General features: G+C 42.3%; 20 protein-coding genes. 8 read left to right on the top strand and 12 right to left on the bottom strand.

Annotation, left to right across the window (positions count from 1 at the left end; all coding sequences use genetic code 11):
* The first annotated feature begins 202 nt into the window (after positions 1 to 202).
* Entirely contained in the window at positions 203 to 2206 is a 2004-nt protein-coding gene (locus HMPREF9447_RS16425) for a sensor histidine kinase (RefSeq protein ID WP_009130874.1), read from the top strand.
* Between the two features lie 45 nt (positions 2207 to 2251).
* On the opposite strand, the gene HMPREF9447_RS16420 is transcribed toward HMPREF9447_RS16425, so the two are convergent.
* Positions 2252 to 3541 carry an MATE family efflux transporter gene (locus HMPREF9447_RS16420; RefSeq protein WP_009130873.1) on the bottom strand — a complete coding sequence of 430 codons (1290 nt, stop codon included), beginning with the start codon at positions 3539 to 3541 and terminating at the stop codon, positions 2252 to 2254.
* A 565-nt stretch (positions 3542 to 4106) separates the two neighbouring features.
* Here HMPREF9447_RS16420 and HMPREF9447_RS16410 point away from each other — a divergent pair.
* Together HMPREF9447_RS16410 and HMPREF9447_RS16405 are read left to right on the top strand one after the other, a co-directional pair.
* Positions 4107 to 5735, top strand: coding sequence for a glycoside hydrolase family 43 protein (locus HMPREF9447_RS16410; RefSeq protein WP_009130872.1), 1629 nt, complete (start codon positions 4107 to 4109; stop codon positions 5733 to 5735).
* Between the two features lie 46 nt (positions 5736 to 5781).
* Positions 5782 to 6549, top strand: a complete 768-nt coding sequence (locus HMPREF9447_RS16405; protein WP_009130871.1) for a response regulator transcription factor — start codon at positions 5782 to 5784, stop codon at positions 6547 to 6549.
* Positions 6550 to 6575: 26 nt separating this feature from the next.
* On the opposite strand, the gene HMPREF9447_RS16400 is transcribed toward HMPREF9447_RS16405, so the two are convergent.
* Complete coding sequence (locus HMPREF9447_RS16400; RefSeq protein ID WP_009130870.1) at positions 6576 to 7160, bottom strand: nucleotidyltransferase domain-containing protein; 585 nt, start codon at positions 7158 to 7160, stop codon at positions 6576 to 6578.
* A gap of 135 nt (positions 7161 to 7295) precedes the next feature.
* Here HMPREF9447_RS16400 and HMPREF9447_RS16395 point away from each other — a divergent pair, with 135 nt between their 5' ends.
* Both HMPREF9447_RS16395 and HMPREF9447_RS16390 read left to right on the top strand, forming a co-directional pair.
* Entirely contained in the window at positions 7296 to 9362 is a 2067-nt protein-coding gene (locus tag HMPREF9447_RS16395) for a HelD family protein (RefSeq protein ID WP_009130869.1), read from the top strand.
* A 118-nt stretch (positions 9363 to 9480) separates the two neighbouring features.
* Complete coding sequence (locus HMPREF9447_RS16390; protein WP_009130868.1) at positions 9481 to 9918, top strand: PepSY-like domain-containing protein; 438 nt, start codon at positions 9481 to 9483, stop codon at positions 9916 to 9918.
* 93 nt (positions 9919 to 10011) lie between these two features.
* On the opposite strand, the gene HMPREF9447_RS16385 is transcribed toward HMPREF9447_RS16390, so the two are convergent.
* The 3 genes from HMPREF9447_RS16385 to HMPREF9447_RS16375 form a co-directional block, all read right to left on the bottom strand.
* On the bottom strand, positions 10012 to 10788 hold the full coding sequence (locus HMPREF9447_RS16385; protein ID WP_009130867.1) for a GNAT family N-acetyltransferase: 777 nt from the start codon (positions 10786 to 10788) through the stop codon (positions 10012 to 10014).
* Positions 10789 to 10835: 47 nt separating this feature from the next.
* Entirely contained in the window at positions 10836 to 11894 is a 1059-nt protein-coding gene (gene msrB, locus HMPREF9447_RS16380) for a peptide-methionine (R)-S-oxide reductase MsrB (protein ID WP_009130866.1), read from the bottom strand.
* A gap of 81 nt (positions 11895 to 11975) precedes the next feature.
* Positions 11976 to 12704, bottom strand: coding sequence for a DUF5131 family protein (locus HMPREF9447_RS16375; protein WP_044138289.1), 729 nt, complete (start codon positions 12702 to 12704; stop codon positions 11976 to 11978).
* A gap of 210 nt (positions 12705 to 12914) precedes the next feature.
* On the opposite strand from HMPREF9447_RS16375, the gene HMPREF9447_RS16370 reads away from it, so the two are divergent.
* From HMPREF9447_RS16370 to HMPREF9447_RS16360, 3 genes are read left to right on the top strand one after another with little or no spacing between them, the layout of a single operon-like run.
* Positions 12915 to 14021: an AAA family ATPase gene (locus HMPREF9447_RS16370; protein WP_009130864.1), complete on the top strand. Its 1107-nt coding sequence runs from the start codon at positions 12915 to 12917 to the stop codon at positions 14019 to 14021.
* A 33-nt stretch (positions 14022 to 14054) separates the two neighbouring features.
* Positions 14055 to 14423 carry an MmcQ/YjbR family DNA-binding protein gene (locus HMPREF9447_RS16365; RefSeq protein WP_009130863.1) on the top strand — a complete coding sequence of 123 codons (369 nt, stop codon included), beginning with the start codon at positions 14055 to 14057 and terminating at the stop codon, positions 14421 to 14423.
* Entirely contained in the window at positions 14423 to 14815 is a 393-nt protein-coding gene (locus HMPREF9447_RS16360; protein WP_009130862.1) for a DUF3795 domain-containing protein, read from the top strand. The genes HMPREF9447_RS16365 and HMPREF9447_RS16360 overlap by 1 nt, the downstream gene beginning before the upstream one ends.
* A gap of 139 nt (positions 14816 to 14954) precedes the next feature.
* On the opposite strand, the gene HMPREF9447_RS16355 is transcribed toward HMPREF9447_RS16360, so the two are convergent.
* The 7 genes from HMPREF9447_RS16355 to HMPREF9447_RS16325 form a co-directional block, all read right to left on the bottom strand.
* Positions 14955 to 16433 (bottom strand): IS1182 family transposase, encoded by a 1479-nt coding sequence (locus HMPREF9447_RS16355; protein WP_009129824.1) that lies wholly within the window; start codon positions 16431 to 16433, stop codon positions 14955 to 14957.
* 133 nt (positions 16434 to 16566) lie between these two features.
* Positions 16567 to 17898, bottom strand: coding sequence for an MATE family efflux transporter (locus tag HMPREF9447_RS16350; protein ID WP_167549128.1), 1332 nt, complete (start codon positions 17896 to 17898; stop codon positions 16567 to 16569).
* Between the two features lie 49 nt (positions 17899 to 17947).
* The gene (locus tag HMPREF9447_RS16345) at positions 17948 to 18223 is read right to left on the bottom strand and encodes a putative quinol monooxygenase (protein ID WP_007667714.1); all 276 of its coding nucleotides are present in this window, start codon (positions 18221 to 18223) and stop codon (positions 17948 to 17950) included.
* A 57-nt stretch (positions 18224 to 18280) separates the two neighbouring features.
* Entirely contained in the window at positions 18281 to 18658 is a 378-nt protein-coding gene (locus HMPREF9447_RS16340; protein ID WP_009130860.1) for a VOC family protein, read from the bottom strand.
* A gap of 94 nt (positions 18659 to 18752) precedes the next feature.
* Positions 18753 to 19556: an AraC family transcriptional regulator gene (locus HMPREF9447_RS16335; RefSeq protein ID WP_009130859.1), complete on the bottom strand. Its 804-nt coding sequence runs from the start codon at positions 19554 to 19556 to the stop codon at positions 18753 to 18755.
* 159 nt (positions 19557 to 19715) lie between these two features.
* The gene (locus tag HMPREF9447_RS16330) at positions 19716 to 20279 is read right to left on the bottom strand and encodes a nitrilase-related carbon-nitrogen hydrolase (RefSeq protein WP_009130858.1); all 564 of its coding nucleotides are present in this window, start codon (positions 20277 to 20279) and stop codon (positions 19716 to 19718) included.
* 14 nt (positions 20280 to 20293) lie between these two features.
* Positions 20294 to 20998, bottom strand: coding sequence for a TIGR02757 family protein (locus tag HMPREF9447_RS16325; RefSeq protein WP_009130857.1), 705 nt, complete (start codon positions 20996 to 20998; stop codon positions 20294 to 20296).
* Positions 20999 to 21008: the final 10 nt, after the last annotated feature.

Raw genomic sequence — 21008 nt, 5'->3', positions numbered from 1 at the left:
GATGTTTTTAAGTCTAAATCAGAAGACGCTAAGTTCATCTTCTATGATTATTTCACAAATATAATTGTTTTTCTCTGATTTGCAAGAATCTGCAAATCAGAGAAGAATCAAGAATCGCTTTAGCATCAAAAGATTTTTCCTAAAAAATAGAAAATCAAGAAAAAAACTGTAGATTTGCATTAACATAATGATGCAATACAATATGCGATACATACTGACTACTATTTTTATATTCATTAGTTCCACCCTATTTGCCCAGAACACGACACAGGCAACCGATAGCCTTTTGCAACTTCTGAATACAACCGCTTCTTCTGAAAAGAAAATTCAAATATACAGAAATTTAGCAGATATTTCCATAGATACTCCAGACGCAAAAACTTATCTTCTGAAAATGTACCGGGAAGCATCGAAGGTCAATGATAAAAAGAATATGCTGAATGCACTCAATGACATCGCAGTTGAGGAATCCAATTATTATAGAAAAGATTCTGTCATCAAATACATCGGATACATAAAAAAAATAGCAACTCCGGAAGAAGTAAATAGTCTATTACCTATCTATCGCATGCGTATCTTCGATTCACAATGTTTTTCGGACCAAAAAGAGGAAGCCATAAAGGAGGAACTAAGTTTCCTGAATGCGGAAACAGACGGGTCGAACGACCCTTACAATAAGGTAGCCTCAGCTTACATAATGGGTTCCAGCTTCTATATGAACAACCAGTTTGAGAGTGCTTTGCCTCATCTGCAGAATGCAATAAAGCTTGTAGAATCACTTCCTGAAAAGAAGAAATTCGAATATAAGCGTTTTGTAACCTGGAGATTATGTTTTAGCTATGCCCAAGCAGGAAAGACCAAAGAGTCCGTAAAAATTATGGAGAATCTTATCAATCTGGTAGAACAAAAATATAAAACCGACTATCAGAAGCAACGCCCTTTCTATAGAATAGAGTTATATCTGCTCCAGTACTATTCTTTTATGATTGGCAGTTTATCCTATCTCACAGTAGAGCAAACGCAAGAGTACTGGAACAAAATCCAGACAATTGGCAAAACGCTTACCAACGACTTGGATAGATACAATTATTATCTGTGTGCCAATAATTACTACTCCAACAACCACATAAAAAAAGATTATCCAAGGGCTATAGAAGCTAATGATTCACTCATTAGAATTGCGAAAATATTAGCTCCTATAAACCTGCCGGGATTATATAATATCAATTCGCTGCTTTATGAAGAGAGCAAAGATTATCCGAATGCATTGAAATACCTGAAGATTTCACATCAGATTCAGGACTCACTGACTACAGACGTCGCTCATAAACAACTCAACGAATTGCAGGTGAAATATGACCTCAATGCGCTCAATAACGAAAAGACGATGCTGGAAATAAAGAATAAGCAAACTCTGCTTATCTCTCTCAGCATTTTATTGATTATTGTAATCTCTATTTGTACCTACCTCTATTTCTCCTGGAAGAAGGAAAAGAAGATGAAGATGGAACTAAAAGTTCTGCATGGCAAAGCACAGGAAAGCGAAAAGATGAAGCAGGCATTCATCAACTCCATCTGCCACGAGATACGCACTCCGCTCAACGCAATCGTCGGATTCTCCGATCTGATAATGAACGATGAAATAGACATGGAGATGCGCCGTGAGTTTCCGGCAGAGATACAAAAGAGCACGGTGCTACTCACCGAGCTTGTCAACAGTATGCTGGAAGTAGCCAACCTGGACGTTTCCGAAGAAAAACTACCTTGCGAGCCTGCCGATTTAAGGAATATTTGCACGCAGGAAATGGAACAGCTCAACAAGAAGCCGGAAATAGAATACATACTGGACATCGCGCCCGAAAGTATGATAATCCAGACGAATGTCCAGTATCTGACACAGGTAATCGGACATTTGCTGAATAACGCGAATAAATTCACGGAAAAGGGATGTATCACCCTGAGTTATGAAGCTGACAAGCAGCAGGAGCATATATCCATCAGCGTGACGGATACAGGCCGCGGAATCCCCGAAGAGAAATACGAAGAGGTATTCAACCGTTTCTCCAAACTCGACACCTTCGTTCCCGGCAACGGACTGGGATTATATCTCTGCCGGCTCATCGTGAAACGACTGGCCGGAGAGATTAAGATTGACCCTGATTATACGGAGGGCACGCGGATGATTGTTACTCTGCCGATGCATTAACCACCCTTTCGCTGATTATGACTTTTGAAATCTGCTCGAAATATCTTACCTCCGTTTCAAGTAGATATAAGACTGTACACCCAATAATATCACAAAAAGGTATTCGGCCGTTAAATAAACCGACAGGGAAACGGTGAGGCAGTAGCTCAACAGATAGAGATAGCCCAGGTAAATGATAATTGTGGAGACTTGGAATATAAATGCCATCCGGGTATTCCCTGTTCCGGTCACCGCATTGACATACACGTATCCGGGCAAGGCAAATCCGTAATTCAGCAACATAACGATAAAAGGATAATGGGCAAACTCAATTAATTGGGCATTATCCGTGTAAAATCCAACAATCTGGCGGTTGAATAATAAGGCGATAACAATCAAAGGTCCCCCTACTGCATACCCCAATCTGAGTACTTTACTACAAAGCCGAAACAGATTTTGTCCTTCTCCCGCACCAATCAGGTTACTCACCAAAGAGCCGCTTGTTGCCGCAAAGGAATTGACTATCACAAAGAAAACCGTCGATACGCTTCTGGTGATATTGGACGCTGCCAACTGCACCTCTCCCAAACGCTCTATCGCCACAAAGAAAAGGAACCATGGGGCAACACTGATAAAAGCGTGCATCATGCTCCATACGGATAGACGCAGGAGTGCCGCCAATAGTTTTCCATCATAGACAGCTTTCAATCCAAAGTGATTTTTATCCACTTTCTTCTGAAAAGTATAACACACCAATATAAGCAAAGAACCCGCCTCAGCCAATGATGAAGCCATTGCCGCACCCGATATACCCAGATTAAAACAGAAGATAAACAAATAATTACAAGGTATATTAATGAGAACCGCCATCATTGCAGCCCACGACAACACTCTCGTTTTTGTGATTCCGACAAAGAACGAACGGAATGCCAGAAACGGGAAAGAGAATATCAGCCCGAAACATCTCCATTTCAAATAATCGACCGCAGCCTGATAAATTTCGGGCGAATGAATGAAATATTTCAGAATAACGGGGGATAGCGCATAGGATGCCAGACTTAAAACAATAGCCAAGCCGCTCAGAAATAGTAATCCTTGATAGAACGTCCGGCCAGTTTCCTTGTACCGTTGTTCCCCGTTTCTACGGGCAATCATCACCTGCAAGCCCAGGCTGAAACCAAATCCAAGCATATAGATAGCCAGATAATAGACACTTGCAAGGGCGGAGGCGCCTAATTCCACCTCGCCCACATGCCCAAGAAAAACTGCATCGGTGATATTGATTAATTGTTCCATCAGGATGCTCATCATCACGGGAAAGTTGATGAGCCAGATTTGCTTATACGTATAATTCATTGTTCAATTTTAATAAGTGATGAATAAAGCTTATCCGGGAAATGAAGAGAACCGGGCTACAAGTTAATGTCAGCTATACTGTTGCTACGACTGAGAGTATCATCATCCGTATTGATGATAGGCATCATCGGCATTGATGATAGGCATCATTGGCATTGATGGTAGGAATCATCGGCATTGATGGTAGGAATCATTGGCATTGATTCTATCCTCAGTCTCAGAGTCATCCCACGTCAGTTGCTGACATTGGCTATTACTCAGTTACTCCCTCCCTGGGAAAAGCATAAATAAAACGGGGTATAAAATCTCTGTGACGAATTGCGTGAATCCGTCCGATAGCTGAATAGCTTTTATACGAGGAGGTGCTATTCGTGAAGCGTAGCTATATACAGAGTTGATGTTTCATGAATTGAACAATTTGATCTTTATCTCTTGATTGGGTAGCAAATATAGGGAAATTTATTAAAAGCCGATAGAATTGAGCTATTTTTAGACAAATAACTGCTACTTTATTTCCCAATCTACACCTACATTTGCACTCAGACCCAATTATGTAAATGACCATATGAAAAACCTATTTCTCTTTTTAGTATTTATCGGATGGTTCACGAGCTATCCTGCATCGGCTCAAAGCCAAAACCATGAAACCGCTACTTTCAGAAATCCCATTATCTCCGGATTTCATCCCGACCCCAGCATTTGCCGGGTAGGAAATGATTATTATCTGGTGACCTCCAGCTTCGAGTGGTTTCCGGGAATCCCCATCTACCACAGCAAAGACCTGATGCACTGGCAGCAGATAGGCCATGTCCTCACCCGCCCCAGCCAGTTGCAAATGACGGATGGACTCAGACATTCCAACGGTTTGTGGGCTCCCACCATCCGCCATCACAAGGGAAAATACTACGTCATCTGCACCGCACAACAAGCCGGAGGCAACTTCTACGTCACTGCCGACAGGCCGGAAGGTCCCTATTCCGAACCCATATTTCTGACTGACGCTCCGGGCATCGACCCGTCTCTTTTCTTCGATGAGGACGGAACGTGCTGGTATACAGGCTCCATCAACGACACTCCCGAACAGGATAAGTACCAGAATGAAGACCGCATCTACCTCCAACAACTGGACCTGACGCAGGGAAAGCTCATCGGTGAGCGCCACATCCTGACAAGCGGCCATGCCATCAATGCTCCTTATTGCGAAGCGCCCCATCTCTATAAAATCAATACTAAATATTATCTGATAGTCGCCGAAGGTGGAACCTGGGAGAATCACGCCATTACCGTCTTTACAGCCGATAAGGTGACCGGACCTTATACTCCCGGTTATGCAAATCCGGTCATGACACACCGCCATTTGGGAAAAGACATTGACATAACGACCATCGGTCATGCCGACCTGGTACAGACTCCCCAAGGAGATTGGTGGGCAGTGATGTTGGGTGTTCGTCCACTGAAGGGATACACGATGCTGGGACGCGAGACTTTCCTCACTCCGGTCAGTTTTCAGGAAGGTTGGCCTGTGTTCAATCCGGGAGTGGGGCGCGTGCTGGCTACTGAGAAAGCAACCGGATTGTCTCCCGTGTTATTTGAGAAAGAGGCGGCAAGAGATGATTTCAACGAAGATTCACTGCGCCTATGCTGGAACTTCCTGCGGACGCCTTTCGAGAAATGGTATAGTTTGGAGAATGGCATGCTAACCATGAATGTACGCCCCAACTCCATCCACGAAGACACCAACCCTTCACTGATAGCACGCCGCATTGAACACTTCAACTTCACCGCGCAATTGTGCATGGAGTTCAATCCCCGCAAATCGGAAGAAGCCGGTATGATTGTTCTGCAAAACAGCAGCCATCATTACAAAGTCGTTCTTTGCAGGGAAGCAAACAGACAGGTAGTGAAGCTAATCAAAAGAGAAAGAGGACAGGAAGCGACAGTTGCCAGCCTTCCATGGAAAGCGAGAAAGTGCTTCATCAAACTGGTGGCCCAAGGACTGGATTACCACTTCTATGCAGGTGATTCCGAAGAAAAGATGCAGGCATTGGGCGGAACACAGGATGCAAGTATCAACAGTTCCAACAAAGCAGGTGGTTTCATCGGGCCTTTCATTGGTATGTACACCAGTAGCAACGGACAGAAATCATCCAATAAAGTCAGCTTTGATTTCTTCGAATATCAAGCCAATGAATAGGGTATATTGTTTTTTATCCTATTTTTGCAGGAAATAATTCCATCCGATGAAATCAACCGATACTACAAGAGAAGAAATGTGGGCCAAGCAGCACCTGTCTGCCACCCACATCGACTATGCCATATGGGAACGTGACAAGCAGATGCTCCATCGGATGTCCGCAATCAGCCGAAGTTGTACCTTTGTGGTTGATGTCTATAAACTCAGATATGCGTTTGCTTCTACTAACTTTGTCGATTTGCTGGGCTACGACAGCCATAAGATAGCGACTTTGGAAAGGCAGGGGGATTACCTGGAATCACGCTTTCATCCGGACGACTCCACCCAACTGGAACGGTTGCAGGTTGAGTTGGGTAAGTTTATATACAGTTTGCCCATTGAAGAAAGAAACGATTATTGCAATATTTATAGCTTCCGGGTGCTCAATGCCAGAAAGCAATACGTACGCGTCATCAGCCGGCAACAGGTTTTGGAGCAAAGCCGCAATGGAAAAGCCTGGCTTATACTCGGTAATATGGAGATTGCCCCCAATCAGAAGGAGTCCGACCAGGTGGAATGCACCGTATTGAATCTTAAAAACGGGGAAATGTTTTCTCCTGTGCTGCCATCACCTGCACCTATCAGTCTGACCCAACGCGAACTGGAGATTCTTCAACTTATCCAGAAAGGATTATTGAGTAAGGAAATCGCCCATAAACTCTGCATCAGCATTCATACCGTCAACATCCATCGGCAGAACCTGTTGCACAAACTGGGAGTGCAAAACTCCATCGAAGCCATCAATGCAGGGTTAGCATCAGGATTATTGGATTAAGCTGCTATGATGGCTTGAACAGTCTGTTATGGCATCCATTCCACAATATCTGCAACCGGATGCTGGCTTCTCCATTCCATGAATTCATCATAGCTCCGGACGCCATCGCGGATGACTGCCTGATAATACTCCACTCCCATTATCTTTTCCGTTTCGGGCGTCTCGTTTTTCAAGCTTAGAATAACTCTCCGCGTCTCATCCGTCAGAACAGCAGTAAGGCGTTCGGCAAACTTTTCGAAAAAACCATCATAACGGGAGCCTTTCAGGATATGGATCATATCTATCTGCCAGAGTTCATTCCGTGCATCCCTATACCAGGCATGCCACTCCAGACATGCTTCGGGAGTATCCAGCAAGTTCACATGTTCTATCTTCCTGATAGACTTATTTTCCCCCAGCTTCATCATCGCCTGGAAACTGTCGGACAGGCTGAACGATGGAGTATAAATATGAAAATCTATGTCCAGGTGCTTCATCAGTAACCCGGTTTTCAAGGAACCCACCAGGTTAACTTCCGCACCAATACTCTCCCATATCGGGATGATACGGGCATTCTCTATTACTTCCCAAGCTCTCTGCTGGTTCCATTCGGCAATATCAAGGATATCCATTTTCTTTCTTTTCGAGTCAGTTTGCAAAAGTAAAAAAAAGGATGGATATATAGCTATAAATAACTATTTAATACTTCAATAAACCGGACTAACTTTGCCACCCTTTCTGAACTTCTTATTCAATAACAGGGACTTATGACATTCAATCAAACAGAAAAACAAGAGAAAGAGTATTTACAGCGAGTTATTGGTATCATTCATGATACAATCAACCATACCGACAGCTCGGTAAAAGAACATGTAGAAACCTTGCAGGAGTACAAAGACTATATCTGGTCCAATAAGGATATTGATCCGCATGAAATACGGTCCATGCGCGAAAGTATCCTGAACCACTATGCACTGGGCGAGAGTGTCATCCATAAACGCAACCGGTTGGGCAGGATATTGGATATCCCCTATTTCGGAAGAATCGATTTCAGGGAACAGAAGGATGGAAGCGGCCCAATGCCTGTTTATATAGGAATACATACCTTCTATGATGCCAAAAACAAGATGAACCTGATTTATGACTGGAGGGCTCCCATATCGGGAATGTTCTACGATTATGAATTGGGAAAAGCGAATTATTCGTCTCCGTCGGGCGAGGTGAACGGAGATATTTCGCTTAAACGTCAATACCGCATTCGCAGTGGTAAGATGGAGTATATGATTGAGAGTTCCCTGACCGTCCATGATGATATTCTGCAAAAGGAACTTAGCAGTAATTCCGACGATAAGATGAAGAACATCGTCACCACCATTCAGCGGGAGCAGAACCGGATTATTCGTAACGAAGATGCACACGTGCTTATCATACAGGGAGTTGCAGGTTCCGGAAAGACATCTATAGCCCTGCACCGCATCGCTTACCTGCTCTATACACTGAAGGGAAAGATTTCTTCAAAAGATATACTGATTATTTCTCCCAATAAAGTTTTTGCTGATTACATATCGAATGTACTTCCCGAACTTGGCGAGGAAAGCGTACCCGAAGTCAGCATGGAACAGATTCTTTCGAAAGTACTCGACGATAAATACAAATACCAGAATTTCTTCGGACAGATGACAGAATTGCTTGAGAAACCTAATCATGATTTTATCGAACGGATCAGATATAAATCTTCATTTGAGTTCATTTCACAGCTCGACAAGTTTATTCTTTATATGGAAAATAATTACTTTAAAGCGGTAGATGTAAAACTCACCAAACATATCACGATTCCATCCGAATTCATTGACGAACAGTTCAGGCGGTTCAATCGCTATCCGATGCGGCAACGGTTTGAAACGATGACAGATTATATACTGGATATGCTGACAGTGAAATATTACTTCACGGTTACCACTGCGGTGAGAAACTTGTTGAAGAAGGAAATAAAGAATATGTTTGCAGGCAATAATGATATTCAAATCTATAAAGACTTCTTTGAATGGATAGGTAAGCCTCAACTATTCAAATTACGCAAAAAACGGACATTGGAGTATGCTGACTTAGCTCCACTGGCATATTTACGTATGGCATTGGATGGAAATATCGTGCAGTCGGGTGTCAAACATCTTTTGATAGACGAAATGCAGGATTACTCTCCTATCCAGTACAAAGTCATTCAGAAACTTTATCCTTGTCGAAAAACAGTTCTCGGAGACGCCTCCCAGTCAGTCAATCCCTATGGTTCGTCAACGGCGGATATGATTCGGAAAGTATTTGGCACAGGAGAGATTATGAAACTTTGCAAAAGCTATCGCTCTACTATCGAGATTACAGGCTTTGCACAGAAGATTCAAGCCAATAATGAACTTGAACCCGTTGTGCGCCATGGGGAACAGCCTCAGATTCTGTCATTCGGAAATAGGGAAGACGAACTTTCCGGTATTGTCAATTTAATATCTATCTTCAGAACATCAAACCATAAATCACTTGGAATAGTATGCAAAACAGAAGCGCAAGCACAAGAACTTGCTGCAAAACTTCAAGTGCATGCCCAGGAGGTCTATTTTCTATCCAGCCAAAGTTCCGCTTTTGTGAAGGGTATCATTGTCACTTCATCCCACATGGCAAAGGGATTGGAATTTGATGAGGTAATTGTTCCTCAGGTTGATGCTGGGAATTATAATTCAACGATTGATAAAAGTATGCTTTATGTGGCTGTGACAAGGGCGATGCATAGGTTGACGCTGACTTATAACGGAAAAGAAAGTGAGTTTATCATAGAATCATAATCAATAAATGACGATTAAAAGTAAAAATTGAAGTTTTTTCCAGTTTCTTTCCAGATTCTCCCTCTACATTTGCAACATCATAATAAACCAAAGTATTAATTATTAAAGATAGAAGAATATGAAAAAATTAATTTTGTTATTAGTATGTATGTTCACAATGCACACAATGGTTATGGCGGATAATGATAAACCCATCCAGATAAACCAACTCCCTGCAAAGGCACAGACGTTTATCAACACTTATTTTAAAGATCATAAGGTGGCATTGGCAAAAGAAGAAAGCGGAGTGTTCTATAAGAGCTACGATGTAGTCTTTACCAACGGTGAAGAAATAGAGTTTGATAAAACAGGAGAATGGAAAGAAGTGAAATGCCGCCAAAGTGAAGTTCCTGCCGAAATCATCCCGGAAGCTATCCGTAATTATGTAAAGGCAAACTATCCGGATGCAAGAATCCTACAGATTGAGCTTGACAAGAAAGAGTATGAAATCAGACTATCTAATCGTTTGGAAATCACGTTCGATTCAAAGATGAGGGTGATTGATATTGATGACTAAATCAAAGATATACTCCCGTTTCGTTACTGCTGTAACAGTTACAGCGGTATCGAAACGAAATAGCAACAGTTTGTATTAAGTGTCAAAGCTGTTTCAAAACTCAAATACAACAGCACAATGTTTCGTCATAAATCCACACTGCTCCAAAGTTCTGCGTGAAGCCACATTATCGGCAGCACAACCGGCAACAGGCACATATCCAGCCTTCAAGCACATCTCTTTCAAATGAGAAATAATCATCACGGCATACCCTTGCCTACGAAATGCCGGATTCACCCACATACCTACATCAAAAATGTTCTTATCAGAAAGTATCCGGATAAGATAACCACAGCCTATGAGTGCTCCATCCTTCTCATACATCAGTATCATACGGTTTGAAACGGTATAATTCAACTCTTCGGGAGATTCGTACAAATCACTGTCATGAGTCAGCAGCAACGGAATATCAATTTCTTTTGCTTTACGAACGGTTACGCCAGCCGGCAAAGGCATCACAATTTCGTCAGTGAAGAAGCGGAACAAAATACCGCCTATTTTACAGGACCGGCAGAATGTATGGCAACAAGTCATAAACAAATCATCGAAGGACTTACAGAAAGCATTTTTAATCTGAAACTCTCCCAACATTCGTCCGAAGATTTCTTCTTTTCGGGCAAACATCTTGTCGAGTAGATAGAATTCAACCAATTGTCCTTCTTCCGAACAGACAAAATATCCCACCCTTTCTCCATCCGTTTCAATACTGACACAAGTCCCTTTCGCAACAAGCCACTCGCAATGTAACTCTTGCGGATAACACAAAGAAGCTAAATATTGCTCCCGCAAATCACGAAGTGATGCCAACGGTACATTTTTAAATTCAATCATAGTTCCATTTTTGCTAAAGATACGAAAGTTTTCCTGATACAGAAAAATCACTTCACTAAATCAATGTAATCTCCGTATCCTTCCGCCTGCATCTTGTCCTTTGGAATGAACCGCAGGGAAGCACTGTTAATGCAATAGCGCAAACCGCCTTTATCTGTCGGACCGTCTGTAAAAACATGGCCTAAATGAGCATCACCCGTAGAACTGCGAACTTCCGTGCGCACCATACCGTGAGAAGTATCCACTTTCTCCTGAATGAGTTTACGGTCGATAGGCTTGGAAAAGCTGGGCCAGCCACAACCGGAATCGAACTTATCGGTAGAGACAAACAAAGGCTCGCCTGTAGTCACATCCACATAAATGCCGGGACGATGTTCATTCCAATAAGGGTTATGGAAAGCAGGTTCAGTGGCATTCTTTTGAGTCACGGCATATTGTTCTGTTGTAAGCTGCGAACGCAAAGCGGCATCATCCGGTTTATGATAAACAGTTGCAGGCTTCTTCGGCATTTTTGCTTTACGCGCCAGTTCGAATAATTCCGGATGGATATGGCAATAACCTCCAGGATTCTTATCTAAATAATCCTGATGATAGTCTTCTGCCGGATAGAAGTTTTCCAAAGGCTTAATTTCTACTGCCAACGGACGGGTATAAGCCGCAGCCAGGCGGTTGACAGCTTCCCGAATGAGCGGCAAATCTGCCGAATCGGTGTAATAGATGCCTGTACGATACTGGGTGCCACGATCATTTCCCTGACGGTTCACACTGGTAGGATCTATCGTTTTGAAATAGAGGTCTATCAGAAAAGGTAAATCCACTTTCGCCGGATCGTACTGAACCTTTACGGTTTCTGCAAAATCCGTGGTTCCGGTACACACCTGTTTATAGGTTGGATTGGCAATATTTCCATTGGCATAGCCTACTTGCGTAGCTTCCACACCTTCAATCAGTTTCAGGAAATGTTCGGTTCCCCAAAAGCATCCTCCTGCCAGATAAATTTCTTTAGTTGACTTCATATCTTTTCTCCTTTCTGCCTGCCCGGCCCGGTTATTGGCACAAGCAAGACAACTTATTAACAATACAAAAGCGAATATTATTTGTTTCATATCCTACCCCCTCTCCTGACGGTTCTTATGTTTCCGTTATATAATAACAATGCAACGGGCCGTATAGTTGAAAGCAGTAAGTCAGGGAGTGTAATTTATTTCTGCCTTCCGTGCCTGTGAGTGCTGGAACTGACGGGCTATTTTAAACTCCTTACCTTCTTTCAGCAAATAGGAGCCTGTCTGCTTGAACCAGAAGCCGACATGGGCGTCGATGCATTGCCGACGGATATCCAGCACCCAGTTATAATCGCATACACGGACTTCCCTGCCGGATTCTCCCCCGGCTACTACTTGTTCTACCCACGTGCCCAGTTCCCCACGGAAATCTATCCGGCTAAGGAGAGGTTCGCAGATGATAATCTTATGTTTTATGGAAGCCGCTTTATAGATAGGCAGGCGATAGTCAATCCTATCTTGGTTCTCCATGGTGCAGCAGATGGTGACATTATCATATCCCTCACCCCAGTCAGCGGGCAGGCAGTCACTCAACCTGTCGATACGTTTCGTGATAAAAAGAAAATGAAGGTCCTGGCGTATCCGCATCATCTCCCACGCTTCAGGACGCCACTCGTCGGCATCCTCCACCAGAAAATCAGAAGTGAAACAAGTATAAACCATATGGCCCGAAGGTATCTTATAAGTCTTGTTCTTTTTCTGCTGCAAAGGCAGGTCAAACTTCTCCGTCTTCGTCACAACGGAACTATCCTTGCCATATTTACCATCTGTACGGTAGACATAACAGTGCTGGCAACCTGTGCTGAACTTATGACAGCCATGCCAGGGATTCCACATGGATGATTTCTTAGCTATTTGTAACATCTGTCAGTTATCATTTCTTTTTAAATTAGAATGTATCACAAAGTTATGCATTGCCTGCATTCAAAACAGAAACCGGGTTCTTTTTTATGGAACTTTTGCATGCCCACACAAAAGCGATGAAAAATGATGTATCATTACTTCTTCATATTCTTTTTAAGTATTATTTATTTTCTACCTTTGTCGCTCATAACATAAAAAGAAATGAGTAGAGAATATACACTTCCGGATCTAACAGATATTTTTGATTACTCCAATGGATGGTTCAGTGATACCAGCATTGGCAGTTTATTCTATCAAACATTCAAACACTTTCCTTCAATGAGAAAAGTGAAATACAAAATCAATCGTAGTTTCGTAGAAGCCATAAAAGAATTATATCAGCAAGAAAGCTCATTCGATCTGATTGATCATACTTACTATAACTATTTTGATAATGAAGAACAGGAAGATGATGAAGAAAGATCGGAAACTCCCAATAAGGAATTATATGATTGCATCCTATTTTGCAAAGACAACCTGTTGATTAGTTATTTTGACGAATGTGTAAGAATTGCCTATGCCGATATTAGTGAAGAGGAAATATTCCATATCCTGCATATTTGCGAAGACCATAAAAAAGACTGCGAGCAATTAAATAACTTATTTATCGTGACATTTGCACATAATTATTTCAGTCTGAAGCAATCGCATGTTAACAAAACATCCATCAAAATAGATCTTCATTATAATGAAGATTTCTCTCCTGTTGCAACCGAAATAGAAAAATTCCTGATGGAAGACAACAAAAGCGGGTTAGTCATTCTCCACGGCAAGCAAGGGACGGGCAAGACAACTTACATCCGACATCTCATCAATATAGGAAAAAAGAAAATGATTTATATGGGTGGTGATCTGGTAGATAAGCTTTCCGACCCATCTTTCATTACTTTTATCCGCCAACAGAAGAACTCAATTCTTATCGTAGAAGACTGCGAAGAATTGCTCACAAGCCGAAATGGGAGTAACCGTATGAATGCCGGACTGGTAAACATACTAAATATCAGTGATGGATTACTGAGTGATGAATTGTGCATCAAGTTTATCTGTACGTTCAATGCTCCGCTCAAAGATATGGACCAAGCCCTTCTCAGAAAAGGCCGTTTAGCCGCACGGTATGAGTTCAAAGAATTAGCGACGGAGAAAGTAAACAAACTTATTCAGGAAGAAGGTTTAGATATTCCGGAACAGAAAACTCCCTTGACATTAGCGGAAATATATAATTATGACGACATGGACTTTTCTTTAGGGAGAAGCAGAGTTGGTTTCTAAAGAGTCCACCTTCCGTAAACACCAAAGTCGATTATGAACATTGAAGAATACAGGGAATATTGTTTAAGCATCAAAGGGGTAACGGAGAGTTTTCCTTTTGATGAGCATACACTTGTCTATAAAATTATGGATAAGATGTTTACTTTTGCCCCATTGAATCCTAAAGAGGGACGTTTCTGGGCGGATACGAAGTGCGACACCATCAAATCGGCGGAACTGTTGGAGCAGTATAGCGGCATTTCATTCGGCCCCTACTCCGACAAGAAATACTGGATTACCATTTACCTGGAAAGTGATGTACCGGACAGTCTTATAAAAGAATTAATCAATCATTCCATAGAAGAGGTGGTTAAGAAATTGCCAAAGAAGAAGCAGGAAGAATATTATGCCACATTAAGATAATGGGAACCATAACTACAATTGCTCCTTGTGGTATCAACTGCACGTTATGCCACGCCTTTCAGGACGTAAAAAAGAAGTGCCCCGGTTGCAGAAGCACAACCGGGATAATTCGTAAAAGCTGCCTGAACTGCGCCATATCCAACTGCGATAAGAAAGAAGACTACTGCTTTGAATGCATGGAATATCCCTGTAAGCGACTGAAGTATTTAGATAAGCAATATCGGCTAAAATACAAGATGAGTATTCTTGAAAACCTCGATTACATCAGACAGAAAGGAGAAGAGGCATTTATTATCAGCCAAAACAAGAAATATACTTGTCCGGATTGCGGCAAACTAAGAACCGTACATTATGATTATTGCATCTATTGCAAACAGGAAAAGAAGAAATAACCTTCTGTATCCCCCTTCCGGATGAGGTTGTGTAAAAAGTAAGAATCAAGTGTTCTTTGACATTTTGTATTAAAAAGGAAATGCTCTTTATCTCTTTATTTTGGAATTTCTATTGTTGTCCTTTGGCAAATGACCGCTATTAGGTATACTTAATACCCCAATAGTGGACTTGTTGCAATAGTACCTGTATGCTTTGAATGTTAGTCACCCTTCTTAGGTTATAGCATGTTGCGTACAAATCTATTTCAGCCTGTACCTTTTCCTTTCCTCTGAGTAGGAGTGGTATTTGCCCCATCCAGTATTTAAGAGTTCCGAAGGGATGTTCTACCAATGTTTTTCGTAAATGTATAAGCGCTTTGTATTTCATCCCCTTACACTTCTTCATATACTGTCTTATGGGTTCGGCATCTGCCCTTCGGTAGATAATCCGACCTTTTTTCGATGTGGTGCAGAACTTTATCAGGGGACAACCCTTGCAGTCTCTTCCCTGATATTTTCTATAAAGCTTTCCATGTTTACGAACTTGCCTGTCTTTAATAGGTAATATCTTTTCTTGGGAGCATATATAATAGTCATTGTCTGCATCATAGGTAAAAAAGATTCCGTGCTCCCGATCTTCTTTAGGAGAATGGTCTCCTTCATTGAAAGGAACGGCAATCACTTTGCCTTCTTCTTCAAGGGCCAGGATCTGTTCTTCATTGGCATAACCGGTGTCGGCAACGGCTTGGGTTACTTCTACCTGAAGGTCTTCCTGCATGGCATGAATCGAAGATTGAAGGTCTTCAAAGTCATTTGGGTGGTCGGTAACCTGCATGGCACCTATCAGATGATGTTGGGAATCTACCACTGATTGGACATTGTAAGCCGGAAGAAAACCGTTGCGGGTCTTCATCAGGCGAGCTTCGCGGTCAGAGGGAAAGCTTCTTTTGGAACCTTCATCCAGCATACGCTGTTTTTCCGCCTGAAGTTCTTCAACCTGTTGGCTCAAATGGGCTATCTTCTCCAGTAGGGAGCTCTCCACACCGAGCTCGTCCGAGAGTTCGGATAATTGTTCCTGGGCTGTTTCCACCAGATCATTTTCATTAAGCTGGTGCAGATACTTCTCTAAACGGGTATCCAACAAGGCTAACTGTCGATTAATACCATCTAAAGTAAGACCGTCACGATTGGTATTGGCTTTGATTTTACTGCCATCAACAGCTACCAATTTGCCTGAAATATAACCGGAACTGACCAGAAAGCGGCGGAAATCAAGGCAACATTCATGAATGCCCGAAGTTTGTTTGGAACGGAAATCGGCAATAGTCTTATGATCGGGATGGAGATTACCCAGAAGCCAGATCAACTCCATATTACGCAGAGTCTCGCGCTCCAGTTTACGGGAAGAACTGATACTGTTTAAATAGCCGTAGACATACAGCTTGAGTAAAGTACCAAAGCTATAAGCCGAACGGCCTGTAGGACTGTTACCTTTATAAGATGAAAAATCAGGGTGCAATTTGATAAACTGATCGACAAAAACATCAATCAGACGAACAGGGTTCTCACAAGAGATATAAGAATCTAAAGACTCGGGAAGAGTCAGTTGATTGCGATCAAAAGGTTGAATATAGCCCATAAAATTAATCCTATTGTTATCAAAGCAAAGATATAAAATCCTTTTTATACAATATGTCAAAGAACACTTGATTCTTACTTTTTACACAACCTCCGGATGCCTGGGGTAGTTTCAAGTCTTTTCTCTATAACTATCAGATACGTTTATTCCAATCGCGATTCTTCAAATAGAAATAGGAAAGAAGCAACAACATACCTCCATAAATATACTCGCTGGTCCAGGCTACGGCCACATCTACCTTGAAGTACATAACCATGACGACGACATAAACGACATAGACGGCAATCGTTATCAGCATGATTCTCATGGATTGGTTCGTGTTTCCTGTTCCTGAAACTGCATTGAACAGAACTAATCCTGGGGCCGAAAGAAAATATCCCACCAACATGACGTAGGTAGTAGGCAAAGCTGCCTGCACCAATTCCTCATTGTTCGTATAAATCTGCAACACGGCAGATGGAAATAAAACAGATAGCAGCAAGAATGGGGTTCCAATCAGATAAGCCAGCTTTATCGCCTGACTGCATGCAAAGCGGATTTCACTTTTATCTTTACCACTTCCCATGAGATTACTAACCATAGAACTGGCCGTATCGGCAAATGCAAAAATCACCATAAAGAAGCAGGTGTTGATGCTGCGCATAATATTGGCTATAGCCAGAGAACGCTCACCCAAATGCTCTATAGCAATGAAAAACAGAAACCATTGCGATGGAAATAGTATGGATTGGAGCATCGTCCAACAAGAAATACTCCAAATCCGTTTGAACTCCGACAACCGGAAAGCGAACCGCTGAAATAAGGCATATTTCTTTTTATCCACTTTCAACCAAGTATATACTACATAAAACAGCAAAGACACCAGTTCGGCCAGCGACGAACCAATAGCTGCCCCCGCAATGCCTAATGCCGGAAAACCAAACTTTCCGAATATAAGAATATAATTGAAAACAACGTTACTGAGCACCATCACAACAGAGTTAAGCGTCAGCGTGCGTGTTTCGGTAATGCCGATGTAGAAAGCGCGAAACAGGATAGCGATAAAAGAGAAGAAAAGCCCGTATCTTCTCCACTCCAGATAAGAAGCTGCGGCAGCATAAACCTGATCGGAAGAAATCAGTCGGCCGAGAATATGCGTTGTGATATAATCACACAAGAAAAACATGACAGTGGCCAATGCCAACAAGAAAAAGGCACCTTGCATGAATATTCCGCCAATTTCACCATACTTCTGTTCGCCATTTCTACGTGCTATCAGTATCTGAACCCCAATACTAAATCCAAACCCAAGCATATAAATAGCCATATAGAGCACACCCGCCAGTGCTGATGCCCCCAATTCCACTTCGCCTACATGACCTAAGAATGCCGTATCCGTAACATTTATCATATGTTCCATCAGCAAGCTGATGAGAATAGGATACGCAATTAACCAGATTTGCTTATAGCTGAAATTCATATATATAAGAAAAGTTCAGAGGATATACCCTTGTGGAGCATATCCTCTGTTGATATCAGAAATCAAACTTTTCGAGCTTCATGGAAGCCAATCCCTGTATTTTGGGAACCAACGTCACGAAATGTTCCGCTTTCTCATGGGCAGACAACGATTCTGCATCCTGCCATGTTTCGCAAATCATCAGGACATCATTACGGGTAGCGCTTTCAAAAACATCATAGGCAATGCAGCCTTTGTCCTTCAAAGAAGATGCTACCAACTCTTTTGCAGCTTCCAACACCGCAGCACGGTTACTTTCGCTTACTTGAATAAAAACATTCAGTCTAATCATATTTGTAGAATTTTAAAAGTATGCTGCAAATGTAAACAGAAAAGTCGGAACTCTGATTCACTTGTCTGCATAAATACCGATGCGGTTACCTTCCGAATCGGCGAATACAGCAAAATAACCTTTACCATCAGCTTCTATCTTTGTACAGGGAATGAGTACTTTTCCACCCTTCTGCAACACACGTTCAAGGGTAGTCGCTATATTATCCGTATTGAAATGGATAAGTACCCCCTTCTCAGAAGGCAGGAAATCGGGCAGAAGGTCAAAAGATTGTGAGATGGCTCCTACAGTCTCACCGTCTTCGGTGAAACATGCCATCTTCTCCTGTTCACACTCAAAGACCGGAAGTTTCATGTTCAGTACGGTTTCATAAAAATCTACAGCCCGATGGAAGTCAGTAGCGGGAATCTCAAAAAATGCAATCAACTTTTTCATTTTGGTTTCTTTTTAGGGTTATTACTATGCCTTTGCAAAGACAGGACAAAAGTAGGGCAAGACGGGAAACCTCCATAGAAGAAAACGGACATCTTTAGAGAGTGGAGAAATAATCGGAGACGGGAGCGCATACAGACAGGTATTCCGCAGGGGTGTAACCGGAAAAGAGTTTAAACTCTTTAATCATGTGCGACTGGTCGGAGAAACCACATTCATAGGCCACTTGTGCAAAAGGTAAACCGGGATTTTGTTGCAGAACGTACAAGGCACGCTGCATACGCACAATGCGGAGAAATTCTTTTGGGGTAGTACCGATATAATCGGTAAAGACACGGCCGAATTGTTTGATGCTGAGACAAGCTGCATCGGAAAGTTGCAAGGTGTTTACCTGCGGATGAAGATTGATTTCGTCCAGAACTGTCGATAATCGTTTCAGATTATATTCGAAACCGGAAGCTAGGCGATGGAAAAAGAATTGTTCAATCAGCCGGATGCACTGGTCGTTATCCGGAGTATCCGTTATCCGGCAAGATAAATCGGAAAGTTCCCTGTCTTCCACTTCATCCGTGGAAACATTCTGTCCGTTGAAAAAATGCAGGGGAATTTGCAGAAAGACTTTTGCCGTATAGGGCTGAAAGACGACCGTTATCATTTCTATAACTCCCGTCGACATGACATCGGAGAAACCGAACGTTTGTCCGCTAATAAAGGATTGCGGTTGCAACTGCGACTCTTGCAGGCACATCAACCGTTTGCCTTTATGAAACACCAGTTGCACACAGCCGACAGGCAGGGTTCGTTCCGATACCGGCATAGCGGCATCATCCCGCAATATCCAGTAATAACGGATATAAGGAGACAATGCAGGAGCAGGTTTTACGATACGGAAAGTTTGCATAGTGCAAATATAAAGGATTTGATTATTGCGGCAAAGGTAGACAAAGGGTTTTAGGGGGAATAGTAAAAAAGGGACATAGTTTACAGAATTTATCAGTTTGCGGTTAAAAAGAGTGCCGTTAGCCGCAAACTACCTAATATTCTACAATCACAATATCATCTACGCTGTATCATATTGGTCGCTGTTCCTACTCCATTCCGGGAAGCGGAGATCATAACAGATATAAGTAGCAAAGCGATGTCCTTTCCAGGAAAATACCAGTTGTTTGTTACCCGGAGAAAAGCCACCTTTCTTAAAACAATTATGCTTATCATAATACTGATAATCTCCATTGGGGAAGATTGTCAAAAGACAATTATAGTATTTTCTTTCCTCTTTATAAATGGTAGAACCGATAATCAACGCCTTAGATTGGGCCGCCCACTTCTGCATCTTCCTTATAATAGCCGGATAGTGAGAAGCAATTTCATCTTTAGTACGTATAGCCTCAGCCTTGTCCTTTTTCTTCATTTCGCACCCCGAAGTGAACAGTTCCGGGAAGACAATCAAATCGCAACCTTTGCATTGCTGAACACGTTTATCAAAAGCTGATAAATTAGCTTTCACATCTCCCCAAACCAAATGAGGCTGTACAAGTGCAACTTTACAGGAAGATTTATCCTGCGCTTTCACAGAAAACAAGGATATAAAAGCAAAGAACAGAATATAAAAAATTGATTTCATACCTGATGCGACTACTATTTATTATTCACTCCATACCCGAACAAAGCGAAGTCTCCAAAGCACGGATCATCCGGAAAGACTTCCGCCAACGCGGCAGTTATCCTTTGTGCGTTCTTCAAAGAAAAAGTTTCTGTCTCGGTCAGTTCCAGCAAACGGGCTACACGGCAGACGTGTGTATCCAAAGGAATAATCAATTCCCGGCAATCAAAACTTTCCCAAATGCCAAAATCAACTTCCGGTCCCTTCCGTATCATCCAGCGCAGGAACATATTCAGTTTCTTCTGCGGACTTTTGGACGAAACTTCCAGAAACCGGCAAAGCTTCTCCATCGGCTTTCCCGGATATACCTGCAATGCATCTTCCAGACTGTCATAATCCGAATAAGCCGTATGCAGGCGTTCAAAATAAAAATGGAAATCCGCATACGAAAGCATCCGGTAAAAACTGCGCCGCTCTTCCACCGGGAAATCCTTCTCCCACCGACGCGAAAGAACATATTGATAAGGAGACGCCCCCATGCATGCATGCAATTCATCTGCTTTCTTCAGAATCTGCCTGCGGTTACCAAAACTCATGATGGCGGTCAGCAGGCCGCTGATTTCTATATCCTGCTTCAGCGTATAGCGATGAGGGAACTGTACCGGGTCATTCTGAATAAAATCGGCACAATGATAGGTCGCAGCCCACTCTTGTAGTTTCTTTTTTATATCTTTGGTCATTTCTTTAAAA

Origin of the sequence: Bacteroides oleiciplenus YIT 12058, assembly GCF_000315485.1 — a bacterium.
Lineage (GTDB): Bacteria > Bacteroidota > Bacteroidia > Bacteroidales > Bacteroidaceae > Bacteroides > Bacteroides oleiciplenus.
Note: the sequence above shows the minus strand (reverse complement) of the source record. Positions and strands in the feature narration are given on the sequence as shown.